Genomic DNA, 17,008 nt, shown 5'->3' with positions numbered 1-17,008 from the left:
ATAAAGTATCGCGGCTATCGGTTCGCGTCGGCATATAAAAATCCATCGCGAAAACGACACAAAAAATTAGTCTAGCGCCGCCAAAGCCGCTTCCGGCGCCCTGTCCAATACTTTCAGCAACGCCTTGGCCGCTCCGGTGGGTGAGCGTTTGCCTTGTTCCCAGTTACGAATCGTCTCAAGCGATACGTCAATCCGTTTGGAGAATTCGGCTTGGCTCAAACCCAGGCGGTTACGGACTCGACGGGCGAAGCGGGCGGAATCCAGCATCGCATTGGTTTCGTCCTGGGCAATTTGTTGGGCTATATCGGCATCCGTGGTGGTATCGATACGAGCCGGATCGACGCGGCCAACTTCTGAATCCGGTTCAATTGTCATGCGTACTATTTTCATAGAATTTGATCTCTCGTTGATTGGCTTTGCGGGCCGAGACAATCCGAATGGCATTTTGGCACGAGGTGTAAACCAAGACGAATAGCCGTTCGCGATTGATGTGCCTCCTCGCGTGGGTACATTCTATAGTATTGGTTTTCTTTTGAGGTAAGGGACGGTTTTGTTCCCGTTATTCCGCCCCGAGCATTGCAGCTTTTGGCGAGAATAGCCCGTAGGGGAGCGGCAAGGATGTCGCTCGTTTTCGGAGGGGCTGGGAAGCCCCTTCCGAAAACCCTCGGCAAAAACGACAAATTTGCCTGGAGCAAATTTGAACAGCCGATAGGCTGGCCCGCAGGGCGAAAACCATGGATGGTTTTCGTAAAAGCGCAGGATAAAGGCGGAATGTCGGGTGGCTTTTTCTTTGGATACTTTCTTTTGGCCGAAAATTGCTCCTGCATTTTCGGCATTCGCCACATCCATGTGGTTTGCCAAGCAAAAGAAAGTATCTCGGCTGTCGGGCCGAGACCCGACATACAAAAATCGTCGCGTTAGCGACACAAAATCACTTTTCGTATAAACAAAAACTTGCTCTAACCAGTTTTTGTTTATACATTAATGCCTCATGATCATCGAGTTCGATCCTGTAAAAAACGCCAGAAACATCATCGAACGTGGCTTGAGCTTCGAGCGAGTGGCAGATTTTGACTGGTCTAGCGCCATTGCGACAGAAGATGTTCGTCAGGATTATCCGGAGCGACGTTTTGTTGCGGCGGGTTTCCTGAATGATCGGTTGCATATTCTGTGCTTTACGCCAATCAGCGGTGGAGTCCGCGTGATTAGTTTCCGAAAAGCAAATTTAAGAGAGGCCCGTAAATATGGCAAAACCATTACCGTTGACTGATGCTGACGGCGAAGTCCGCGAATTGACCGAAACCGATTTTAAACAAATGCGCCCCGCCGGCGAGGTGTTTGCCGAGTTATTTGGGACGGAGCAGGCGGTTGAAATGCTTAGGCCTAAAGGTGGCCGGCCACGTAAGGATTCACCGAAAGTATTTACCGGGATTAGGTTGGATGCAGAGGTGCTGGAGGCGTTTCGTGCTACCGGCAAAGGCTGGCAGACTAGGATGAACGATGCCTTGAAAGAATGGCTGAAGGATCATTCGCCAGCATAATTTGCAGGCCGGAAATACTTTCGCTTATCCGGCCTCCGCGAGTTTGTTGATTAAATCCTAAATTCCGCCGACCGAGCATGCGCAGTAAGACTCTCGCCCCGCGCCAACACTGACGCAATCTTGCCCAAGTTCTGCGCGCCAACCGCTGAGCAATTGATCAAACTGCTGCGCTTTTGGAAATCGTAAACCCCTAAAGGCGATGAGTAGCGGGCGGTGCTGGAAGTCGGCAGCACATGGTTCGGTCCGGCACAATAATCGCCTAGCGCTTCGGCGGTGAAGCGACCCATGAAGATGGCGCCGGCGTTATGGATTTGCTCGCACAAGGCTTCCGGCTCCGCCACGGACAACTCCAAATGTTCCGGGGCGATGCGATTGGCTACCTTTGCGGCTTCGGATAAGTTAGCGACTTTAATAAACGCGCCGCGGCCGGTCAAGGAGGCGCGGATGATGTCGGCGCGCTCCATGTCCGGCAGTAATTTGTTGATGCTGGCTTCCACTTGCTGCAGAAACGCGGCATCATCGCTGATTAAAATGGCCTGGGCGTTTTCGTCGTGTTCGGCTTGCGAGAACATATCCATCGCGATCCAGTCCGGGTTGGTCTCGCCGTCGCAGATGATCAATATTTCGGAAGGACCGGCGATCATGTCGATGCCAACTTGGCCGAATACCAGTTTCTTTGCGGTGGCGACGTAAATGTTGCCGGGGCCGACGATTTTATCCACCGCCGGGATCGACTCTGTGCCGTAAGCCAAAGCTGCGACCGCTTGGGCGCCGCCGATGGTAAATACCCTATCGACGCCAGCGACCTGCGCCGCAGCCAATACCAGTGCATTGGTTTCGCCGCGCGGTGTCGGTACTACCATGATTAGTTCGCCGACGCCGGCGACTTTCGCCGGAATCGCGTTCATCAAGACCGAAGACGGATAAGCGGCTTTGCCGCCCGGTACGTAGAGGCCGGCTTTATCCAGTGCGGTGACTTTTTGGCCCAACACGGTGCCGTCGAGTTCGGTGTACTGCCAGGATTGCAGCTTTTGATGCTCGGCGTAGGCGCGAACTCGGTCGGCGGCGGTTTGTAGGGCGATGGCTTGGGTGCTGGGTAAAGTATCCCAGGCCTGTTGTAATGCAGCTCGGTCCAGTTCCAGTTCGGAGGCGGCTTTAAACGCGGTGCCGTCGAAGCGGTTGGTGTATTCCAGCAAGGCTTTGTCGCCGCGCTTTTTTACGTCGGCGATGATGTCCAATACCCGTTTGTGTATCTCTAAATCATCGCTGGCATCCCAGGCCAAACGGGCTTGCAGTTGTTTGTCAAAGTCGATTGCCGCGCTATCTAGGCGCAGCATCTTGATCGCAGTCATGATTACACCCTCTGGGCCAACGTGGTTTCGAACTGATCGATGAGTGCTTGAATGGCTTGATGTTTCATTTTCATCGCCGCTTTATTCACCACTAGTCGAGAGGTGATGTTGGCGATTAGTTCCCGTGGCTCCAGGCCGTTGGCTTTTAGGGTGTTGCCGGTATCGACCAAATCGACGATGCAATCGGCCAATCCGACAAGCGGCGCTAACTCCATCGAACCGTAGAGCTTGATGATTTCGGCTTGAATGCCTAAGTTGGCGTAATAACGCTGTGCGGTTTTGACGTATTTGGTGGCGACCCGCAAGCGGCCTTTCACTTCCGGGGCATTAACCGGGCCGGCGGTCATCAAGCGGCAACCGGCGATGCCTAAATCCAGCGGCTCGTAAAGACTCTCCGCACCGTGTTCCATCAGCACGTCCTTGCCGGCGATGCCCAAGTCCGCCGCACCGTACTCCACAAAGGTCGGCACGTCTGTAGCGCGGATGATCACCAACTGCACGTCGGGGCGGGTGGTTTGCAGAATCAGTTTCCGGCTCTTGTCCGGATCGTCAATCGGCGTGATGCCGGCTTGTTCCAGAAACGGCAGGGCTTCTTCGTAAATACGGCCTTTGGATACGGCAATGGTCAACATGGTTTTGCGAGTGATTTAGTTAGGAACGCGGCGAATGGTAGCGCCCAGTTGTGACAATTTTTCTTCGATATGATCGTAGCCACGGTCGATATGGTAAATCCGATCTACCAAAGTTTCGCCTTCGGCAACTAGACCGGCCAGCACCAAGCTGGCGGATGCCCGCAGGTCGGTAGCCATAACCGGGGCGGCTTTTAGTTGACCGCTTCCGGTGCAGATGGCGGTGTTGGATTCCAGCTTGATTTGCGCGCCCATCCGTTGCAGTTCTTGCACGTGCATGAAACGGTTTTCGAATACGGTTTCGGTAATCAGGCCTACGCCTTCGGCGACGGAATTCAGCGCGGTAAATTGTGCCTGCATGTCGGTCGGGAACGCCGGATAGGGGGCGGTGCGCACGGTGACGGCTTTAGGGCGTTTGCCGTGCATATTCAATTCAATCCAATTCTCGCCGCAGGTGATGTCGGCGCCAGCTTCTTTTAATTTAACCAATACCGCATCCAGCGTGTTGGGGTCGGTGTTTTTCAGTTTTACATGGCCGCGGCTGATCGCGCCGGCCACCAGATACGTGCCGGTTTCGATACGGTCGGGCAGGATGTCGTAATGCAAGCCTTCGACGCCCAGTCTTTCCACGCCTTCCACGGTGAGAATATCGGTGCCGACGCCGGTGATTTTGGCGCCCATTTTATTTAGAAAATGCGCCAGGTCGGTGACTTCCGGTTCTTTCGCGGCGTTTTCGATGATGGTCACGCCTTCGGCCAGTGTGGCGGCCATTAGAATGTTTTCGGTGCCGGTCACGGTGACTTTATCCAGCACCAGATGGCAGCCTTGCAAGCGCTTAACCTTGGCGTGTATATAGCCGGCTTCGACGGTAATGTCGGCGCCCATTTTCAGCAGCGAGTCGATGTGAATATCTACAGGCCGTGTGCCGATGGCGCAACCGCCGGGCAACGAGACATAGGCTTTGCCGAAACGCGCCAACAAGGGTCCCAATACCAGAATCGAGGCGCGCATGGTTTTCACCAGTTCATAAGGCGCTTCGTATTTGTGAATGGTGCTGGTATCGACTTCGATGTTCATTTTTTCGTCGACGGTCAGGCCCACACCCATTTGTCCCAACAATTCCATGGTAGTAGTAATGTCGTGCAAATGCGGAATGTTGCCGACGCTGACCGGCACATCGGACAATAAAGTAGCGGCCAGAATTGGCAGGGCGGCGTTTTTGGCACCGGAGATTCTCAGTTCGCCGTGTAGCGGTTGGCCGCCGGTAATCAGTAATTTATCCATGGATTTTTATTGGTTTGTAAATTGGAATGCAGCTTAATGCGTGTGGGTTGCAAAATATTCGGTTTCGTCCAAGCCGCTGAGTTTGGCCAATGCCAGCAGCTGAGCCGGAATGTTCTTGAAGGACAGCTTGACCCGGCCCATCCGGCTGAGCCTGATCCATTCGATCATCAAGGCCAGGCCTGCGCTATCGGTGGTCTGGACTTTAGCTAGATCGATGCACATGCTGTCCATGCCTTTCAGAAACTTGAAGGATTGCAAGGTTTGTTTGTCGATGCTGGCAAAAGTCAGGCTGCCTTCCACGGTAAAGTGGCCGGGCGACTGTTCGGTTAATGTCAGCTTGGACATTATTTGCCTTCCGCTTTGTTCAACATGAATTTGCCTATCATTTCTTCCAGCACGATGGCGGAACTGGTGATGTCGATGGTACTTTTATCCTTTAAATATTCGTCCGACGAGCCGGGGTCCAGGCTGACGTACTGTTCGCCCAGCAGACCGGCGGTATAAATGCTCACGCCGGAATCGCTGGGTAGATTGTTGTATTGCGATTCGATGCGCATTTCCACGACCGATTCGTGGCTGTCCTTGTCCAGTCGGATAGCAGATACCCGGCCGATGCGCACGCCGGCGACCGACACCGGGGATTTGACTTTTAGGCCGCCGCTGTTTTGAAAATGGGCGATGACCGTGTAGCTGTCGTCGCTGCTGTAGCTGCCTAGATTGCTGACTTGCAACGCCATGTAAAACAAGGCGGCGATGCCGCTGGCGACAAAAAAACCGACCAGAGTATCCTGGGTTTTGGAATGCTGCATGTTAAATGTCTCCAAACATGAGTGCGGTTAAAATGAAATCGAGTGCCAGTACCGAGAAGGCCGAATTGACCACGGTGCGGGTGGTGGCGCGGCTGACGCCTTCTGAAGTGGGGATCGCATCGTAGCCTTCGAACAAGGCAATCCAGGACACTACGAAGCCGAACACCACGCTCTTGATTACGCCATTAACAATATCTTCTTGAAAATCGATACTAGCCTGCATCTGCGCCCAAAACGCGCCGTCATCAACGCCGAGCATGCCCACGCCGACCAGGTGGCCGCCCATGATGCCAATGGCGCTAAACAAGGCGGCAAGCAAGGGCATGGACAGAAAGCCTGCCAAAAAACGTGGCGAAATGATGCGTTTGATCGGGTCAACGGCCATCATTTCCATGCCTGACAATTGTTCGGTGGCCTTCATCAAGCCGATTTCGGCGGTCAATGCCGAGCCTGCCCGGCCGGCAAACAATAGTGCCGACACTACAGGGCCTAATTCGCGTACCAAGGAGGCGGCCACCATCACGCCCAGCGATTCCTCTGCGCCGAAGTCGGACAGAATATTAAAACCTTGTAAACCTAAAACCATGCCGACGAACAGGCCGGAGATGGTGATGATTAGAAACGACAAAACGCCTACCGAATAGACCTGCTTGATCAGTAGGTTGGGGCGTGGCAGCACGTCGCTGATGCCGGTCAGCGTGTGGCTCAGAAAAAACGAAGCGCGGCCGAGCTTGGCAAAGCTGCTGCGCGTGGCTTTTCCCAGATTTTGCAGAAATTGAAACATGGTTGAATACAAGGTGGTTATTTGCTCGCCAGCAGATCGTCTAGGTAATCAGGCGCCGAATAGTGAAAGTGTACAGGGCCGTCGGCATCACCGTGCATAAACTGTTGCACCCACTCCGAATCGGATTGTTGTAATTCTTGCGGGGTGCCTTGGCCGATGATTTTGCCTCCCGACAAGACATAGATGTAATCGGCGATGGCGGCAGTTTCTTGTACGTCGTGCGAAACGATGATGCTGGTCAGGCCTAGAGTGGTGTTCAGCGCCTTGATCAAGTGTACCAGCGCGCCCTTGGAAATGGGGTCTTGGCCGGTAAACGGTTCGTCGTACATGATCATTAGCGGATCGAGGGCGATGGCACGTGCTAAAGCTACCCGTCGAGCCATGCCGCCGGACAACTCGTTGGGCATCAAATGGCGGGCACCGCGCAAACCGACGGCGTGCAGTTTCATCAATACCAAGGTGCGAATCATCGATTCCGGCAAGTGGGTATGTTCGCGCATCGGAAACGCCACATTGTCATAGACGCTCATATCCGTGAGCAGCGCGCCGCTTTGAAACAACATGCCCATGCGTTTGCGCAATTCGTAGAGTTCCCGAGGTTTCAGGCGGTGAACATTTTGCCCGTCCACGTGGATTTGGCCGCGATCCGGGGCCAACTGGCCGCCGATCAATTTCAAAAGCGTGGTTTTGCCGGTGCCGCTGGGGCCCATGATGGCCGTGACTTTGCCGCGCTGAATCTCCAGGCTGACAGCGTCGAAAATTTTCCTGGGGCCTCTGGAAAAGCTCAAGTTGCTAATCGAAACGATATTGTCTTCAGGACTTGCGCTATTGGCCATTTACCGGAATCAAAAGAGTTTTTGGATTGGGAACAGGCTATTTTCTATGACTGGCCGAGAATAAGTCAATGACTTGGGGTGAAAAGTCGGTTAATAACATGCAATAATGGTTCCTTTTTGTTTGGGTGCGTGGAGTTAATTTCCGTGGGTTGTGATCAAGACATACAGGCGTTGGCGTTGGCGGTGATTCAGACCGAAATGCAGGCGGTTGCCGGCTTGGCTGCACGCATCGATGAACAATTTGTCAGCGCCTGCCGGTTGCTGCTGGCTTGCAAAGGCCGTGTGGTTGTCACCGGCATGGGTAAGTCCGGGCATATTGCCGGTAAAATTGCCGCGACGCTAGCTAGCACCGGCACCCCGGCTTTCTTTGTGCACCCCGGAGAAGCCAGTCACGGTGATCTTGGCATGATTACCCGGCAGGACGTGGTGCTGGCATTGTCCAATTCCGGCGAAACCGAAGAAATCCTGACGATATTGCCTATTATTAAGCGACTCGGCGTGCCGTTGATTGCGTTGACGGGTAATCCCGAATCGGCCTTGGCCAGGTTTGCTAGTGTGCACATCAATGTAGCTGTCGAGCATGAGGCTTGCCCGTTGGGTTTGGCGCCGACTGCCAGCACTACGGCGGCATTGGTCATGGGCGATGCGTTAGCCGTGTCGCTATTGGAAACCAAGGGTTTTACCCGCGACGACTTCGCTTTGTCGCATCCAGGCGGTAGCTTGGGCAAACGCTTGTTGTTACAGGTTAACGACATTATGCACCGCGGCAGTGAAGTGCCGGTGGTGACGGATAGCGTTTTAGTGAGCGATGCCTTGTTGGAAATGACCGGCAAGAAGCTGGGCATGACCGCAGTGGTCGATGGCGAAGGCCGGGTCGCCGGGATATTTACCGACGGTGATTTGCGGCGCATGTTGGAAAAAAATCTGGATGTGCATGCGACACGTATCGCCGAAGTCATGACGGGGCCTTGTAAAGTGATCGATGTGGATATGTTGGCGGCGGAAGCCATGCAAATCATGGAAAGTAAAAAAATCAATGCCCTGCTGGTCGTCGACAGCCAACAAAAATTGTTGGGCGCGTTGAATATGCACGATTTGCTGCGGGCAGGCATAGTCTGAGAGTGACGAGTGATGTTCGATTTAAGCCCCCAATTACTGAGTGCTGTTAAGCGGCTAAAGCTGTTGATTCTGGATGTGGATGGCGTGCTGACCGACGGCCGTTTATTTTTCGACGATAACGGCAAAGAATACAAATGTTTTCACGCGCGCGACGGGCATGGCATTAAATTGTTGCGTCAGACCGGAGTGGAAGTAGCGGTGATTTCCGGGCGCAAATCCAATTCGGTCGCGCTGCGTATGCAGAGTCTTGGAGTTGAGCTTGTCTACCAAGGTCACGAGAACAAGCGGGCTGCGTTCGCGGAAATTTTGCAGCGTCTGGTCCTAACGCCGGAACAAGTGGCGTATATCGGCGATGACATTCTGGATTTGCCGGTGATGCGTCAAGTGGGTTTTGCGGTGGCAGTGCAAGATGCCAATTTCGTGCTAAAGAATTATGCTCATTGGCAAACACAGACGGCTGGTGGTTTAGGCGCGGTTCGGGAAGTATGCGATTTAATCATGCAAGTCCAAGGTAACTTTGACAGCGTGCTGCAAACCTATTTATGACCGTACTGAAAAATCTACAGATTTTTATTTATGTCGGCTTGGCAGCATTGTTGTCATGGTGGCTGGTTCAGCTGAATGAACAGCGTGACGCCGAAATGAAAATTGTCGAAAATAGCCCGGATTTTTTTAGCTTGGGTTATTTCAAAAAGGAAATGAATATCGACGGTGTGCCGAAAAGCGAATTGGCCGCGGAAAAAATGCAGCACTTTAAAGCCGACGGCAGTACGCATCTGGAAAAGCCGGTAATGACTTTGTATAACCCCAACCAGATGCCTTGGCTAATCAAGGCCGACAGCGGCGTGATGGCTGCGGACGGCGATAATTTGCAACTTAACGGTAGTGCTTATATCAATCGGGAGGCCTCGAAAACCAATTCGGCGCTGACCATCAATACATCGGATCTGCGAGTAAAACTCGCCAGCCATTATGCGGAGACACAGGCGTGGACGGAGATCATCAGCCCACCCAACAAAACGGCGGGAGTAGGAATGGAAGCGACTTTTGTTAGTCCGATTCACCTGAAATTGTTGTCCAAAGTGAAAGGTCGCTATGAAATTAAGTAAAATGGTCGGTGTAGGCCTGATATTCTCGGCGCGGATGGCGTTTGGTCTGGAGTCGGATTCCGAACAACCCATCTATATCGACTCGGATAATGCGGTTTACGACGAAAAGGCGCAAATCAGCACCTATACCGGCAATGTGGTCGCTACGCAGGGAACGATCAGAATCGATGGCGATAAATTGGTGGTTTATCTGAAAGATGGTGCGATTATCAAATTGATTGCTACCGGTAAACCGTCGCGATTCAAGCAGTTGCCGGCGGTGGGCAAGGAAGAAATGCACGGGGAGGGCTTGATCAACGAATTTTACCCCGACCAGAATTTGCTGAAATTTATGAAAAATGCCTCGGTCTGGCAGGGCGATGCTAAACAATCCAGTGAGTATATCGAGTACGATACCAAGAACTCCTTGCTGAAGGCGGGTGAAGCGCAATCCGACGGCAAGCGCGTGCACTCGGTGATTAAACCCAAGCCTAAGCAGGCGCAATAATGGCGCGATTGGTTGCGGAACAGCTGTTTAAACGCTACAACAATCGAAATGTGGTCGATGGGGTCAGCCTGAGGGTGGACACCGGGGAAGTCGTAGGTTTGTTGGGCCCGAACGGAGCCGGGAAAACCACCAGCTTTTACATGATGGTGGGCTTGGTCAAAGCCGATAGCGGCGAGATTTTTTTTGACGAGCAGCGCATCACGCATCATCCGATGCACCGGCGCGCGCGCTTGGGAATCGGTTATCTAGCGCAAGAGGCTTCGGTCTTTCGTAAATTGAGTGTGGCCGATAATTTACGCGCGGTATTGCAGATTCGGGCCGATTTGACCGATGGGCAAATCGAGTTGTTGATCGATGAGTTATTGACAGAGTTTAATATCAACCACTTACGTAATCAGGTGGCGCTTGGTTTGTCAGGTGGCGAACGGCGCAGGGTGGAAATTGCGCGAGCTTTGGCCAGTGAGCCGCAATTTATTCTGCTCGACGAACCGTTTGCCGGCGTCGATCCTATTTCGGTGCTGGAGTTGCAAAAAATCATTGCGCACTTGAAGCATCGCGGTATCGGGATTTTGATTACCGAGCACAAAGTGCGGGAGACTTTGGAGATTTGCGATCGCGCTTATATTTTGAACAATGGGAAGGTTATCGCCGAAGGCCAGTCGCGCCAGTTGGTGGATAACGAAGAGGTGCGTAGAGTGTATCTGGGCGAGAAATTTAGTTTATGAAATTCGAATAGTCATGAAGCAATCTCTACAACTCCGTATCGGTCAGAGTCTGACCATGACGCCGCAATTGCAACAGGCTATTAAGCTGTTGCAAATGTCGACTTTGGACTTACAACAGGAAATTCAGCAAGCCTTGGAATCCAACATGATGTTGGAGATCGACGAAGAGGAGCTGCCTAATCTGGAGTTTCGCGATAAAAAACTCGAAAACACCGATCAGCAAACCAGCGAAGGCTCGCAAACCGATATGCCGGACGAATTGCCGGTCGATGTCAGTTGGGACGATGTCTACGAAAGCTCTTTGCCCAGCGGTGGCGATGAGGGCGATAGTCCGGAATTCGAGGCCTTTCGCGGCAAATCCGAGTCTTTACGCGACCATCTGGTTTGGCAGCTGGAGCTGATTCCGATTTCTGACCGCGATTATGCGATAGCTACCGCTATCATCGACGCGATTAACGATGACGGTTATGTGACCAGCGAATTGGCGGATATTTTTCAGGGACTCCAGGATCAACTGGAAGGCTTGGAAATGGATGAAGTCCTGGCCGTGTTGCATAGGGTGCAAAACTTTGATCCCGTTGGTGTGGCAGCGTTGGATTTGGCTGACTGCCTGGGTTTGCAACTGCAACAGTTACCGGCTACGACGCCTTATCGGTCGGAAGCTTTGGAGTTTGTGCACAGGCATTTGGATTTATTGGCCAGTTGCGATCAAGCGCGCTTGATGAAGCGGATAGGGATGACCGAGGATGTATTAAAGGGGGTGCTGGCGCTAATCAGAACCCTGGACCCAAAACCCGGTGCGCGCTTGCAGGATTCGGATGTCGAGTATGTGGTGCCGGATGTGTTTGTTGCCAAAGTGAATGGGCAGTGGCAGGTTAATCTGAACCCGGAGATAGCGCCCAAATTGCGCGTCAATCCTTTTTATTCCGGGATGATCAAACGTGCCGACAATAGCCATGACAATGTCAGCATGAAAAACCATCTGCAGGAAGCGCGCTGGTTTATTAAAAGCCTGCATAGTCGTAACGACACCTTGTTGCGCGTGGCGAGAAGCATTGTCGAAAAACAAGGCGATTTTTTCGAGCACGGCGCGATTGCGATGAAGCCGATGGTCTTGCGCGATATTGCCGAGGAATTGGAATTGCACGAATCGACGATCTCTCGGGTCACCACGCAAAAATACATGCACACCCCGCACGGTGTGATCGAGTTTAAATATTTTTTCTCCAGCCATGTCAGTACCGATGGCGGGGGAGAGTGTTCGGCGACCGCGATTCGGGCGCTGATAAAAGAGTTGGTCGGCAGTGAAAACCCGGCCAAGCCATTGAGCGATAGTAAAATATCGGACTTATTGAATGAGAAGGGCATTAATGTCGCGCGCCGCACCATTGCCAAATATCGGGAAGCGATGTCCATTCCTTCAACCAGCCAGCGGAAAAGGCACATTTGATCAATCTGGAAGAATAATTTTTAAAAACAGGAGTATTCCATGCAAGTCAGTATCACAGGTCATCACGTAGAAGTCACCGAAGCATTAAAAGCCTACGTGGATGAAAAAATTAGCAAAATCAAACGTCATTTCGACAATGTCGTTGATGTTCACGTCATTTTGACCGTTGAGAAGCTTGAGCAAAAAGCCGAAGCAGCCGTGCAAATCAGCGGCGCCAAACTGTATGCCGAAGATGTACAAGAAGATATGTACGCGGCTATCGACAATATGGTCGACAAACTCGATAGACAAATCGTCAAACATAAAGAAAAAAATCAGAACCATCGTTAAGTTGAGGTCGAGCGGTACAGAGTGGATGAGGTAATTTGCTCTGTATCGGTTTGGATATGAAACTAGTCATTGTTAGCGGCTTATCGGGATCGGGTAAGAGTATTGCCCTGGATACGTTGGAAGATTGCGGCTATTACTGTATCGACAATCTTCCCGTAACCTTGCTTGAGGATTTTGTCGATCATGTGATGCTGAAAGACCCGGCGACCTATAGTAAAACCGCTATCGGTATCGATGCCAGAAACCGTAACCAGAAGTTAGCCGATTTCCCGGATAGCCTGACTTTTATTCGCAGCAAAGGTATTGATTGCGAACTGGTTTTCATGGAAGCGGATGAGAACATCATTCTGAAGCGCTACAGTGAAACGCGCCGCCGCCATCCGTTGACCACCGAAAGTAGGCCGCTGCGCGAGGCTTTGGAAATCGAACGGGAAATGCTGCGACCCCTGGCAGCTCGTGCCGATATACTTATAGATACCAGTTTCACCCACTATCATCAGTTACGGGATTTGCTGAAAAACCGTTTGGGCGAAAAAGGCAAAAGTTCTTTGTCGATTTTGTTTCAGTCTTTCGGTTTTAAATACGGTATCCCGTTGGATGCCGACTTCGTGTTCGATGCCCGCAGTTTGCCCAATCCCTATTGGGCGCCGGAACTGCGAGGATTGACCGGTAAACACGCCGAGGTCATCGATTTTTTGCAGAACGAAGTGATCGTCAAAGAGTTTCTGCATGATATAGGTTATTTCATCGGTCGCTGGGCGCCGCGCTTCGAATCGGATAATCGCAGTTATTTAACCATAGCGATCGGTTGTACCGGCGGGCAACATCGTTCGGTTTATCTGGTCGAGGCATTGAGTAAGCACTTTCAAACTATTACTCCTAACGTTATCGTCAGGCATAGGGAATTGCGTTAACGCAATTCCCTAGCCCAATTTCTTGGTTTTTACCCATGACATCAGCAGCAAAGCTTGAAAATACCGAGCATCTTTTAGATCGCGCCATCGAAGTGCTGACAAAAGACTCTCTGATCGAGATTAGGAACCTAGTGCGTTCCTTATACCCGGCGGAAGCGGCGCATATTCTCGAGTCATTGGAGCCGGAACTGCGAGCCAAGCTGTGGGCGTTGATTCCGCCCAGCGTGATCGGCGAAATTCTGGTCGAGATAAATGTCGAAGTGGGTAGCAGCTTGCTGAAAATTACCGACAGGAAAGATTTGATTGCCGCGACTGAATCCATGGGCCATGACGGTATGGTCGATCTGCTGCATGTATTGCCTGAGCCTTTGCTGTCGCAAGTGATGGAATCTATCGGTGTACATAACCGCAATCGCATCGAAAAGGCGCTTAGCTATGACGAGCATACCGCCGGCGGCTTGATGTCTGACGATGTGTTAACCATTCGCGCCGATGTAACGCTGGATGTCGTGACGCGATATTTACGCTTGCGCGGTAATATGCCGACTGCAACAGACAGTCTAATCGTGGTGGATCGCAAAGAGCAGTTTCAGGGCTTGTTGCCGATTAATCAATTGTTGACCCACGACCCGCATACCAAAGTTGAGTCGATTATGGATACCCGTAGCTCAGGTATTCCCTACGGTATGCCTAGTCGGGATGTGGCTGGTTTGTTCGAGCGCCGAAAATTGCTGTCCGCGCCCGTGTTAGCCAATGACGGTAAGGTTTTGGGGCGCGTCACTATCGACGATGTCGTGGGTTTGATTCGCGAAGAAGCCAATCACTCCTTAATGAGCATGGCCGGCTTGAGCGAAGAGCAGGATATGTTTGCGCCGGTATTTAGTAGTGCCAAGCGTCGTGCGCTTTGGTTGGGCGTGAATTTGCTCACCGCATTCTTGGCGGCTTCAGTCATCGATTTGTTTGAGGCTACTATTCAACAGATCGTCGCATTGGCGGTATTGATGCCGATTGTAGCGTCTATGGGGGGTATCGCCGGCAGTCAGACTTTAACACTGGTTGTCAGGGGCTTGGCCTTGCGACAAGTCACCACCGGTAACGCCGTGAGTTTATTGTTTAAAGAGGTCTCGGTCGGCCTGCTAAACGGCTTGGTTTGGGCTGCTGTGGTGGCGGTAGTGGCTGGGCTGTGGTTCCACAATCCGCATATCGGTATGTTGCTCGGCGTGGCAATGTTGATCAATTTGGTGTGCGCGGCTTTGTCCGGCGTGGCAATTCCGGTGTTGTTGGACAAGATCGGCGTAGACCCAGCACTGGCTGGCGGTGTGTTGTTGACCACAGTGACCGATGTGGTTGGATTCATGGCCTTTTTGGGCTTAGCAACCTTGTTTTTACTGTAAGGAACTGTGCTTTTTGTCACGGAAAATGATAGTATTTCGGGCATTCAGTAGCGGATTTTCCAAACTCGATGTCAACCGGCGCACCTACTTCGCAAAAAATAGCTTTGGAGTTTAAAAGCACGTCACTGACCGTGCCGGTGTTGCTGCTAGCCAGTAACGACATCTCTCTGATCGATCAGCAGCTCAAGGAAAAAGTGGTTCAAGCTCCCGAGTTTTTTAAAAACTCGCCCTTGCTGATCGATCTGCAAAAACTTAACGCGCAAAATCTGCCAATTGATTTCACCGAAATAGTCACTATCGTCCGTCAGCACGGCTTCATGCCGATAGGGGTGCGCGGCGGTAACGAACATCAGAACGGTGACGCCTTGGCTATGAATTTGCCCCAGCATTCCCTGCACGGCAGCAATGTGCCCTTGGTCAACAAAGCACCGGCAAAAACCTTGCCGACACCTGCTGCGGAAGAGCAAAAGCAAGCTAATCAGTCAATTGAAAATAAGTTGGTGACACAGCCGATACGCTCGGGCCAGCGGGTTTATGCCAAAGGCGACTTGATCGTCACAGCAACCGTTAGTGCCGGCGCGGAAATCATGGCGGAAGGTAATATTCATATATACGGATCCCTGCGCGGACGAGCGCTTGCCGGCGTGCTGGGTAATGTCAATAGCCGTATTTTTTGTTCGGATTTGCAAGCCGAACTGATTTCGATAGCCGGCATTTACCAGTTCAGCGACGATTTGAGCAAGTATCCAGCACACAAGCCCGTACAGATCAGTCTGGATAACCAGACGCTGATTATCAAAGATATTTAAGCTTTTCTTGGAGGAACAACATTGGCCAGAATTATCGTAGTAACATCGGGAAAAGGTGGTGTGGGCAAGACCACAACCAGCGCCGCTATCGCGATGGGCTTAGCGAAGCGCGGACATAAAACCGCTGTGATCGATTTCGATGTGGGGCTGCGTAATCTCGACTTGATCATGGGATGCGAGCGTCGTGTAGTTTATGATTTGGTCAATGTGATCAACAACGAAGCCACCCTAAATCAGGCCCTGATCAAGGACAAGCGTTGCGACCAGTTATTTATATTGCCGGCATCGCAAACCCGTGATAAAGATGCTTTAACAACGGAAGGTGTCGGAAAGATTCTGGAAGAGTTGTCCAAAGACTTTAAATACATCGTTTGCGACTCGCCGGCAGGAATAGAGCGCGGTGCTACACTTGCCATGTACTTTGCTGATGATGCATTTGTGGTAACCAACCCGGAAGTCTCCTCCGTTAGGGATTCGGATCGTATGCTGGGTATCTTGTCCAGCAAATCGCGCCGCGCCGAGAATGGCGAAGAGCCGATCAAGGAGTATTTGTTGTTGTCGCGTTATTCGCCGGATCGGGTGAAATTGGGCGAGATGCTCAGCGTTGACGATGTACAGGAAATTTTGTCGCTACATTTGTTGGGCGTTATCCCGGAGTCCAAATCTGTGTTGAATGCGTCAAACTCAGGCACACCGGTCATTCTCGACGAGCAAAGCGATGCAGGTCAGGCTTATGCAGACATCGTGGCGCGTTATTTGGGCGAAACCAAACCACATCGTTTTATCGAGGAAGAGAAAAAAGGCTTATTCAGTAAGCTATTCGGGAGCAAGTGATGAGTCTCTTAGATTATTTCAGATCCTCGAAAACCAATACGGCATCGCTGGCCAAGGAGAGATTGCAAATTCTGGTCGCCCATGAGCGTGCATCCAGAAATCAACCGTCCTATTTGCCCGAGTTGCAGCAAGAATTGCTGGCGGTGATCCGTAAATATGTCAATGTCGGGCAGGATGCCATTACCGTTAATTTTGAACAGGATGGAAACCAGGAAACCCTGGAACTTAATATTGTGCTGCCTGATGAGCGTTAGTTTTGCTGACTAGCTTTTGCCGCGGTTTGTGTTGCGTAAGGCTGGATAGCACGACTAAAACCCCCCGATTTTTTTTGTTGTTTAAATGATGAGGAGTTGAAATGGTGGATACAATTGGCGAAGCAGCTGGAGCAGTCTGGCAATACTTGCATACGCATGGCGAAGCTAGCGTTAATAAAGTCACGACCGAAACCGGCTTGGGTAAGAACGACGTCCAGCGAGCGATCGGTTGGCTGGCTAAAGAAGACAAACTGAATATTGAAATGAAAGGCCGCGTAGAAACCCTTTCATTGAAATAAAAGTTTTCCCGCAACCTGCTTAAGGTTGAGCTAAGCGTGGCGACATTCA

The 17,008-nt window shown here is 51.6% G+C and carries 24 protein-coding genes; 15 read left to right on the top strand and 9 right to left on the bottom strand.

Annotated features, from left to right (window positions below):
• Positions 1-66: 66 nt before the first annotated feature.
• Both relB and JL719_RS21430 read right to left on the bottom strand, forming a co-directional pair.
• A complete protein-coding gene (gene relB / locus JL719_RS21435) occupies positions 67-390 on the bottom strand; it encodes a type II toxin-antitoxin system RelB family anti-toxin transcriptional regulator (protein ID WP_033157724.1) in 324 nt (107 codons plus the stop codon).
• Between the two features lie 123 nt (positions 391-513).
• Entirely contained in the window at positions 514-849 is a 336-nt protein-coding gene (locus tag JL719_RS21430) for a hypothetical protein (RefSeq protein WP_129871445.1), read from the bottom strand.
• A gap of 142 nt (positions 850-991) precedes the next feature.
• Here JL719_RS21430 and JL719_RS21425 point away from each other — a divergent pair, with 142 nt between their 5' ends.
• Both JL719_RS21425 and JL719_RS21420 read left to right on the top strand, forming a co-directional pair.
• Positions 992-1,270 carry a BrnT family toxin gene (locus tag JL719_RS21425; RefSeq protein ID WP_033157726.1) on the top strand — a complete coding sequence of 93 codons (279 nt, stop codon included), beginning with the start codon at positions 992-994 and terminating at the stop codon, positions 1,268-1,270.
• Complete coding sequence (locus JL719_RS21420; RefSeq protein ID WP_033157727.1) at positions 1,245-1,541, top strand: BrnA antitoxin family protein; 297 nt, start codon at positions 1,245-1,247, stop codon at positions 1,539-1,541. Before JL719_RS21425 ends, JL719_RS21420 begins: the two co-directional genes overlap by 26 nt.
• A gap of 50 nt (positions 1,542-1,591) precedes the next feature.
• Here JL719_RS21420 and hisD read toward each other — a convergent pair whose 3' ends face one another.
• Genes hisD through JL719_RS21385 form a run of 7 tightly spaced genes read right to left on the bottom strand, consistent with a single transcriptional unit; the run spans position 1,592 to position 7,235 of the window.
• A complete protein-coding gene (hisD, locus tag JL719_RS21415; protein WP_033157728.1) occupies positions 1,592-2,893 on the bottom strand; it encodes a histidinol dehydrogenase in 1,302 nt (433 codons plus the stop codon).
• 2 nt (positions 2,894-2,895) lie between these two features.
• Positions 2,896-3,525, bottom strand: coding sequence for an ATP phosphoribosyltransferase (gene hisG, locus JL719_RS21410; RefSeq protein WP_033157729.1), 630 nt, complete (start codon positions 3,523-3,525; stop codon positions 2,896-2,898).
• A gap of 15 nt (positions 3,526-3,540) precedes the next feature.
• Entirely contained in the window at positions 3,541-4,806 is a 1,266-nt protein-coding gene (gene murA, locus JL719_RS21405) for a UDP-N-acetylglucosamine 1-carboxyvinyltransferase (RefSeq protein WP_033157730.1), read from the bottom strand.
• A gap of 33 nt (positions 4,807-4,839) precedes the next feature.
• The gene (locus tag JL719_RS21400) at positions 4,840-5,151 is read right to left on the bottom strand and encodes an STAS domain-containing protein (protein ID WP_033157731.1); all 312 of its coding nucleotides are present in this window, start codon (positions 5,149-5,151) and stop codon (positions 4,840-4,842) included.
• A complete protein-coding gene (gene mlaD, locus JL719_RS21395; protein WP_033157732.1) occupies positions 5,151-5,615 on the bottom strand; it encodes an outer membrane lipid asymmetry maintenance protein MlaD in 465 nt (154 codons plus the stop codon). Before mlaD ends, JL719_RS21400 begins: the two co-directional genes overlap by 1 nt.
• A 1-nt stretch (position 5,616) precedes the next feature.
• Positions 5,617-6,399 (bottom strand): lipid asymmetry maintenance ABC transporter permease subunit MlaE, encoded by a 783-nt coding sequence (gene mlaE, locus JL719_RS21390; protein WP_033157733.1) that lies wholly within the window; start codon positions 6,397-6,399, stop codon positions 5,617-5,619.
• Positions 6,400-6,416: 17 nt separating this feature from the next.
• On the bottom strand, positions 6,417-7,235 hold the full coding sequence (locus JL719_RS21385; protein WP_033157734.1) for an ABC transporter ATP-binding protein: 819 nt from the start codon (positions 7,233-7,235) through the stop codon (positions 6,417-6,419).
• A gap of 144 nt (positions 7,236-7,379) precedes the next feature.
• Here JL719_RS21385 and JL719_RS21380 point away from each other — a divergent pair, with 144 nt between their 5' ends.
• The 13 genes from JL719_RS21380 to JL719_RS21320 all read left to right on the top strand — a co-directional run bounded on the left by JL719_RS21380 (position 7,380) and on the right by JL719_RS21320 (position 16,959).
• Complete coding sequence (locus JL719_RS21380; protein WP_084153354.1) at positions 7,380-8,354, top strand: KpsF/GutQ family sugar-phosphate isomerase; 975 nt, start codon at positions 7,380-7,382, stop codon at positions 8,352-8,354.
• A gap of 12 nt (positions 8,355-8,366) precedes the next feature.
• Positions 8,367-8,900 carry a 3-deoxy-manno-octulosonate-8-phosphatase KdsC gene (kdsC, locus tag JL719_RS21375; protein ID WP_051670155.1) on the top strand — a complete coding sequence of 178 codons (534 nt, stop codon included), beginning with the start codon at positions 8,367-8,369 and terminating at the stop codon, positions 8,898-8,900.
• Positions 8,897-9,463 (top strand): LPS export ABC transporter periplasmic protein LptC, encoded by a 567-nt coding sequence (lptC, locus tag JL719_RS21370; RefSeq protein ID WP_033157735.1) that lies wholly within the window; start codon positions 8,897-8,899, stop codon positions 9,461-9,463. The genes kdsC and lptC overlap by 4 nt, the downstream gene beginning before the upstream one ends.
• Positions 9,450-9,950, top strand: coding sequence for a lipopolysaccharide transport periplasmic protein LptA (lptA, locus tag JL719_RS21365; protein WP_033157736.1), 501 nt, complete (start codon positions 9,450-9,452; stop codon positions 9,948-9,950). The genes lptC and lptA overlap by 14 nt, the downstream gene beginning before the upstream one ends.
• Positions 9,950-10,675, top strand: a complete 726-nt coding sequence (gene lptB / locus JL719_RS21360) for an LPS export ABC transporter ATP-binding protein (protein WP_033157737.1) — start codon at positions 9,950-9,952, stop codon at positions 10,673-10,675. Before lptA ends, lptB begins: the two co-directional genes overlap by 1 nt.
• Positions 10,676-10,688: 13 nt before the next feature.
• Positions 10,689-12,125, top strand: coding sequence for an RNA polymerase factor sigma-54 (locus JL719_RS21355; protein ID WP_033157738.1), 1,437 nt, complete (start codon positions 10,689-10,691; stop codon positions 12,123-12,125).
• Between the two features lie 39 nt (positions 12,126-12,164).
• Positions 12,165-12,455: a ribosome hibernation-promoting factor, HPF/YfiA family gene (gene hpf / locus JL719_RS21350; RefSeq protein WP_020483551.1), complete on the top strand. Its 291-nt coding sequence runs from the start codon at positions 12,165-12,167 to the stop codon at positions 12,453-12,455.
• Between the two features lie 56 nt (positions 12,456-12,511).
• Entirely contained in the window at positions 12,512-13,369 is an 858-nt protein-coding gene (gene rapZ, locus JL719_RS21345) for an RNase adapter RapZ (protein WP_033157739.1), read from the top strand.
• Between the two features lie 35 nt (positions 13,370-13,404).
• The gene (mgtE, locus tag JL719_RS21340) at positions 13,405-14,763 is read left to right on the top strand and encodes a magnesium transporter (RefSeq protein WP_033157740.1); all 1,359 of its coding nucleotides are present in this window, start codon (positions 13,405-13,407) and stop codon (positions 14,761-14,763) included.
• Positions 14,764-14,831: 68 nt separating this feature from the next.
• Positions 14,832-15,572, top strand: coding sequence for a septum site-determining protein MinC (gene minC / locus JL719_RS21335; RefSeq protein WP_033157741.1), 741 nt, complete (start codon positions 14,832-14,834; stop codon positions 15,570-15,572).
• Between the two features lie 21 nt (positions 15,573-15,593).
• Entirely contained in the window at positions 15,594-16,406 is an 813-nt protein-coding gene (gene minD, locus JL719_RS21330; RefSeq protein ID WP_033157742.1) for a septum site-determining protein MinD, read from the top strand.
• Positions 16,406-16,660, top strand: coding sequence for a cell division topological specificity factor MinE (minE, locus tag JL719_RS21325; RefSeq protein WP_020483546.1), 255 nt, complete (start codon positions 16,406-16,408; stop codon positions 16,658-16,660). The genes minD and minE overlap by 1 nt, the downstream gene beginning before the upstream one ends.
• Positions 16,661-16,761: 101 nt before the next feature.
• Positions 16,762-16,959 carry a winged helix-turn-helix domain-containing protein gene (locus JL719_RS21320; protein ID WP_020483545.1) on the top strand — a complete coding sequence of 66 codons (198 nt, stop codon included), beginning with the start codon at positions 16,762-16,764 and terminating at the stop codon, positions 16,957-16,959.
• The last annotated feature ends 49 nt before the right edge of the window (positions 16,960-17,008 follow it).

The organism is Methylomonas sp. LW13 (assembly GCF_016865255.1).
Classification (GTDB): Bacteria; Pseudomonadota; Gammaproteobacteria; order Methylococcales; family Methylomonadaceae; genus Methylomonas.
This window is presented reverse-complemented; position numbering and strand designations above follow the sequence as displayed.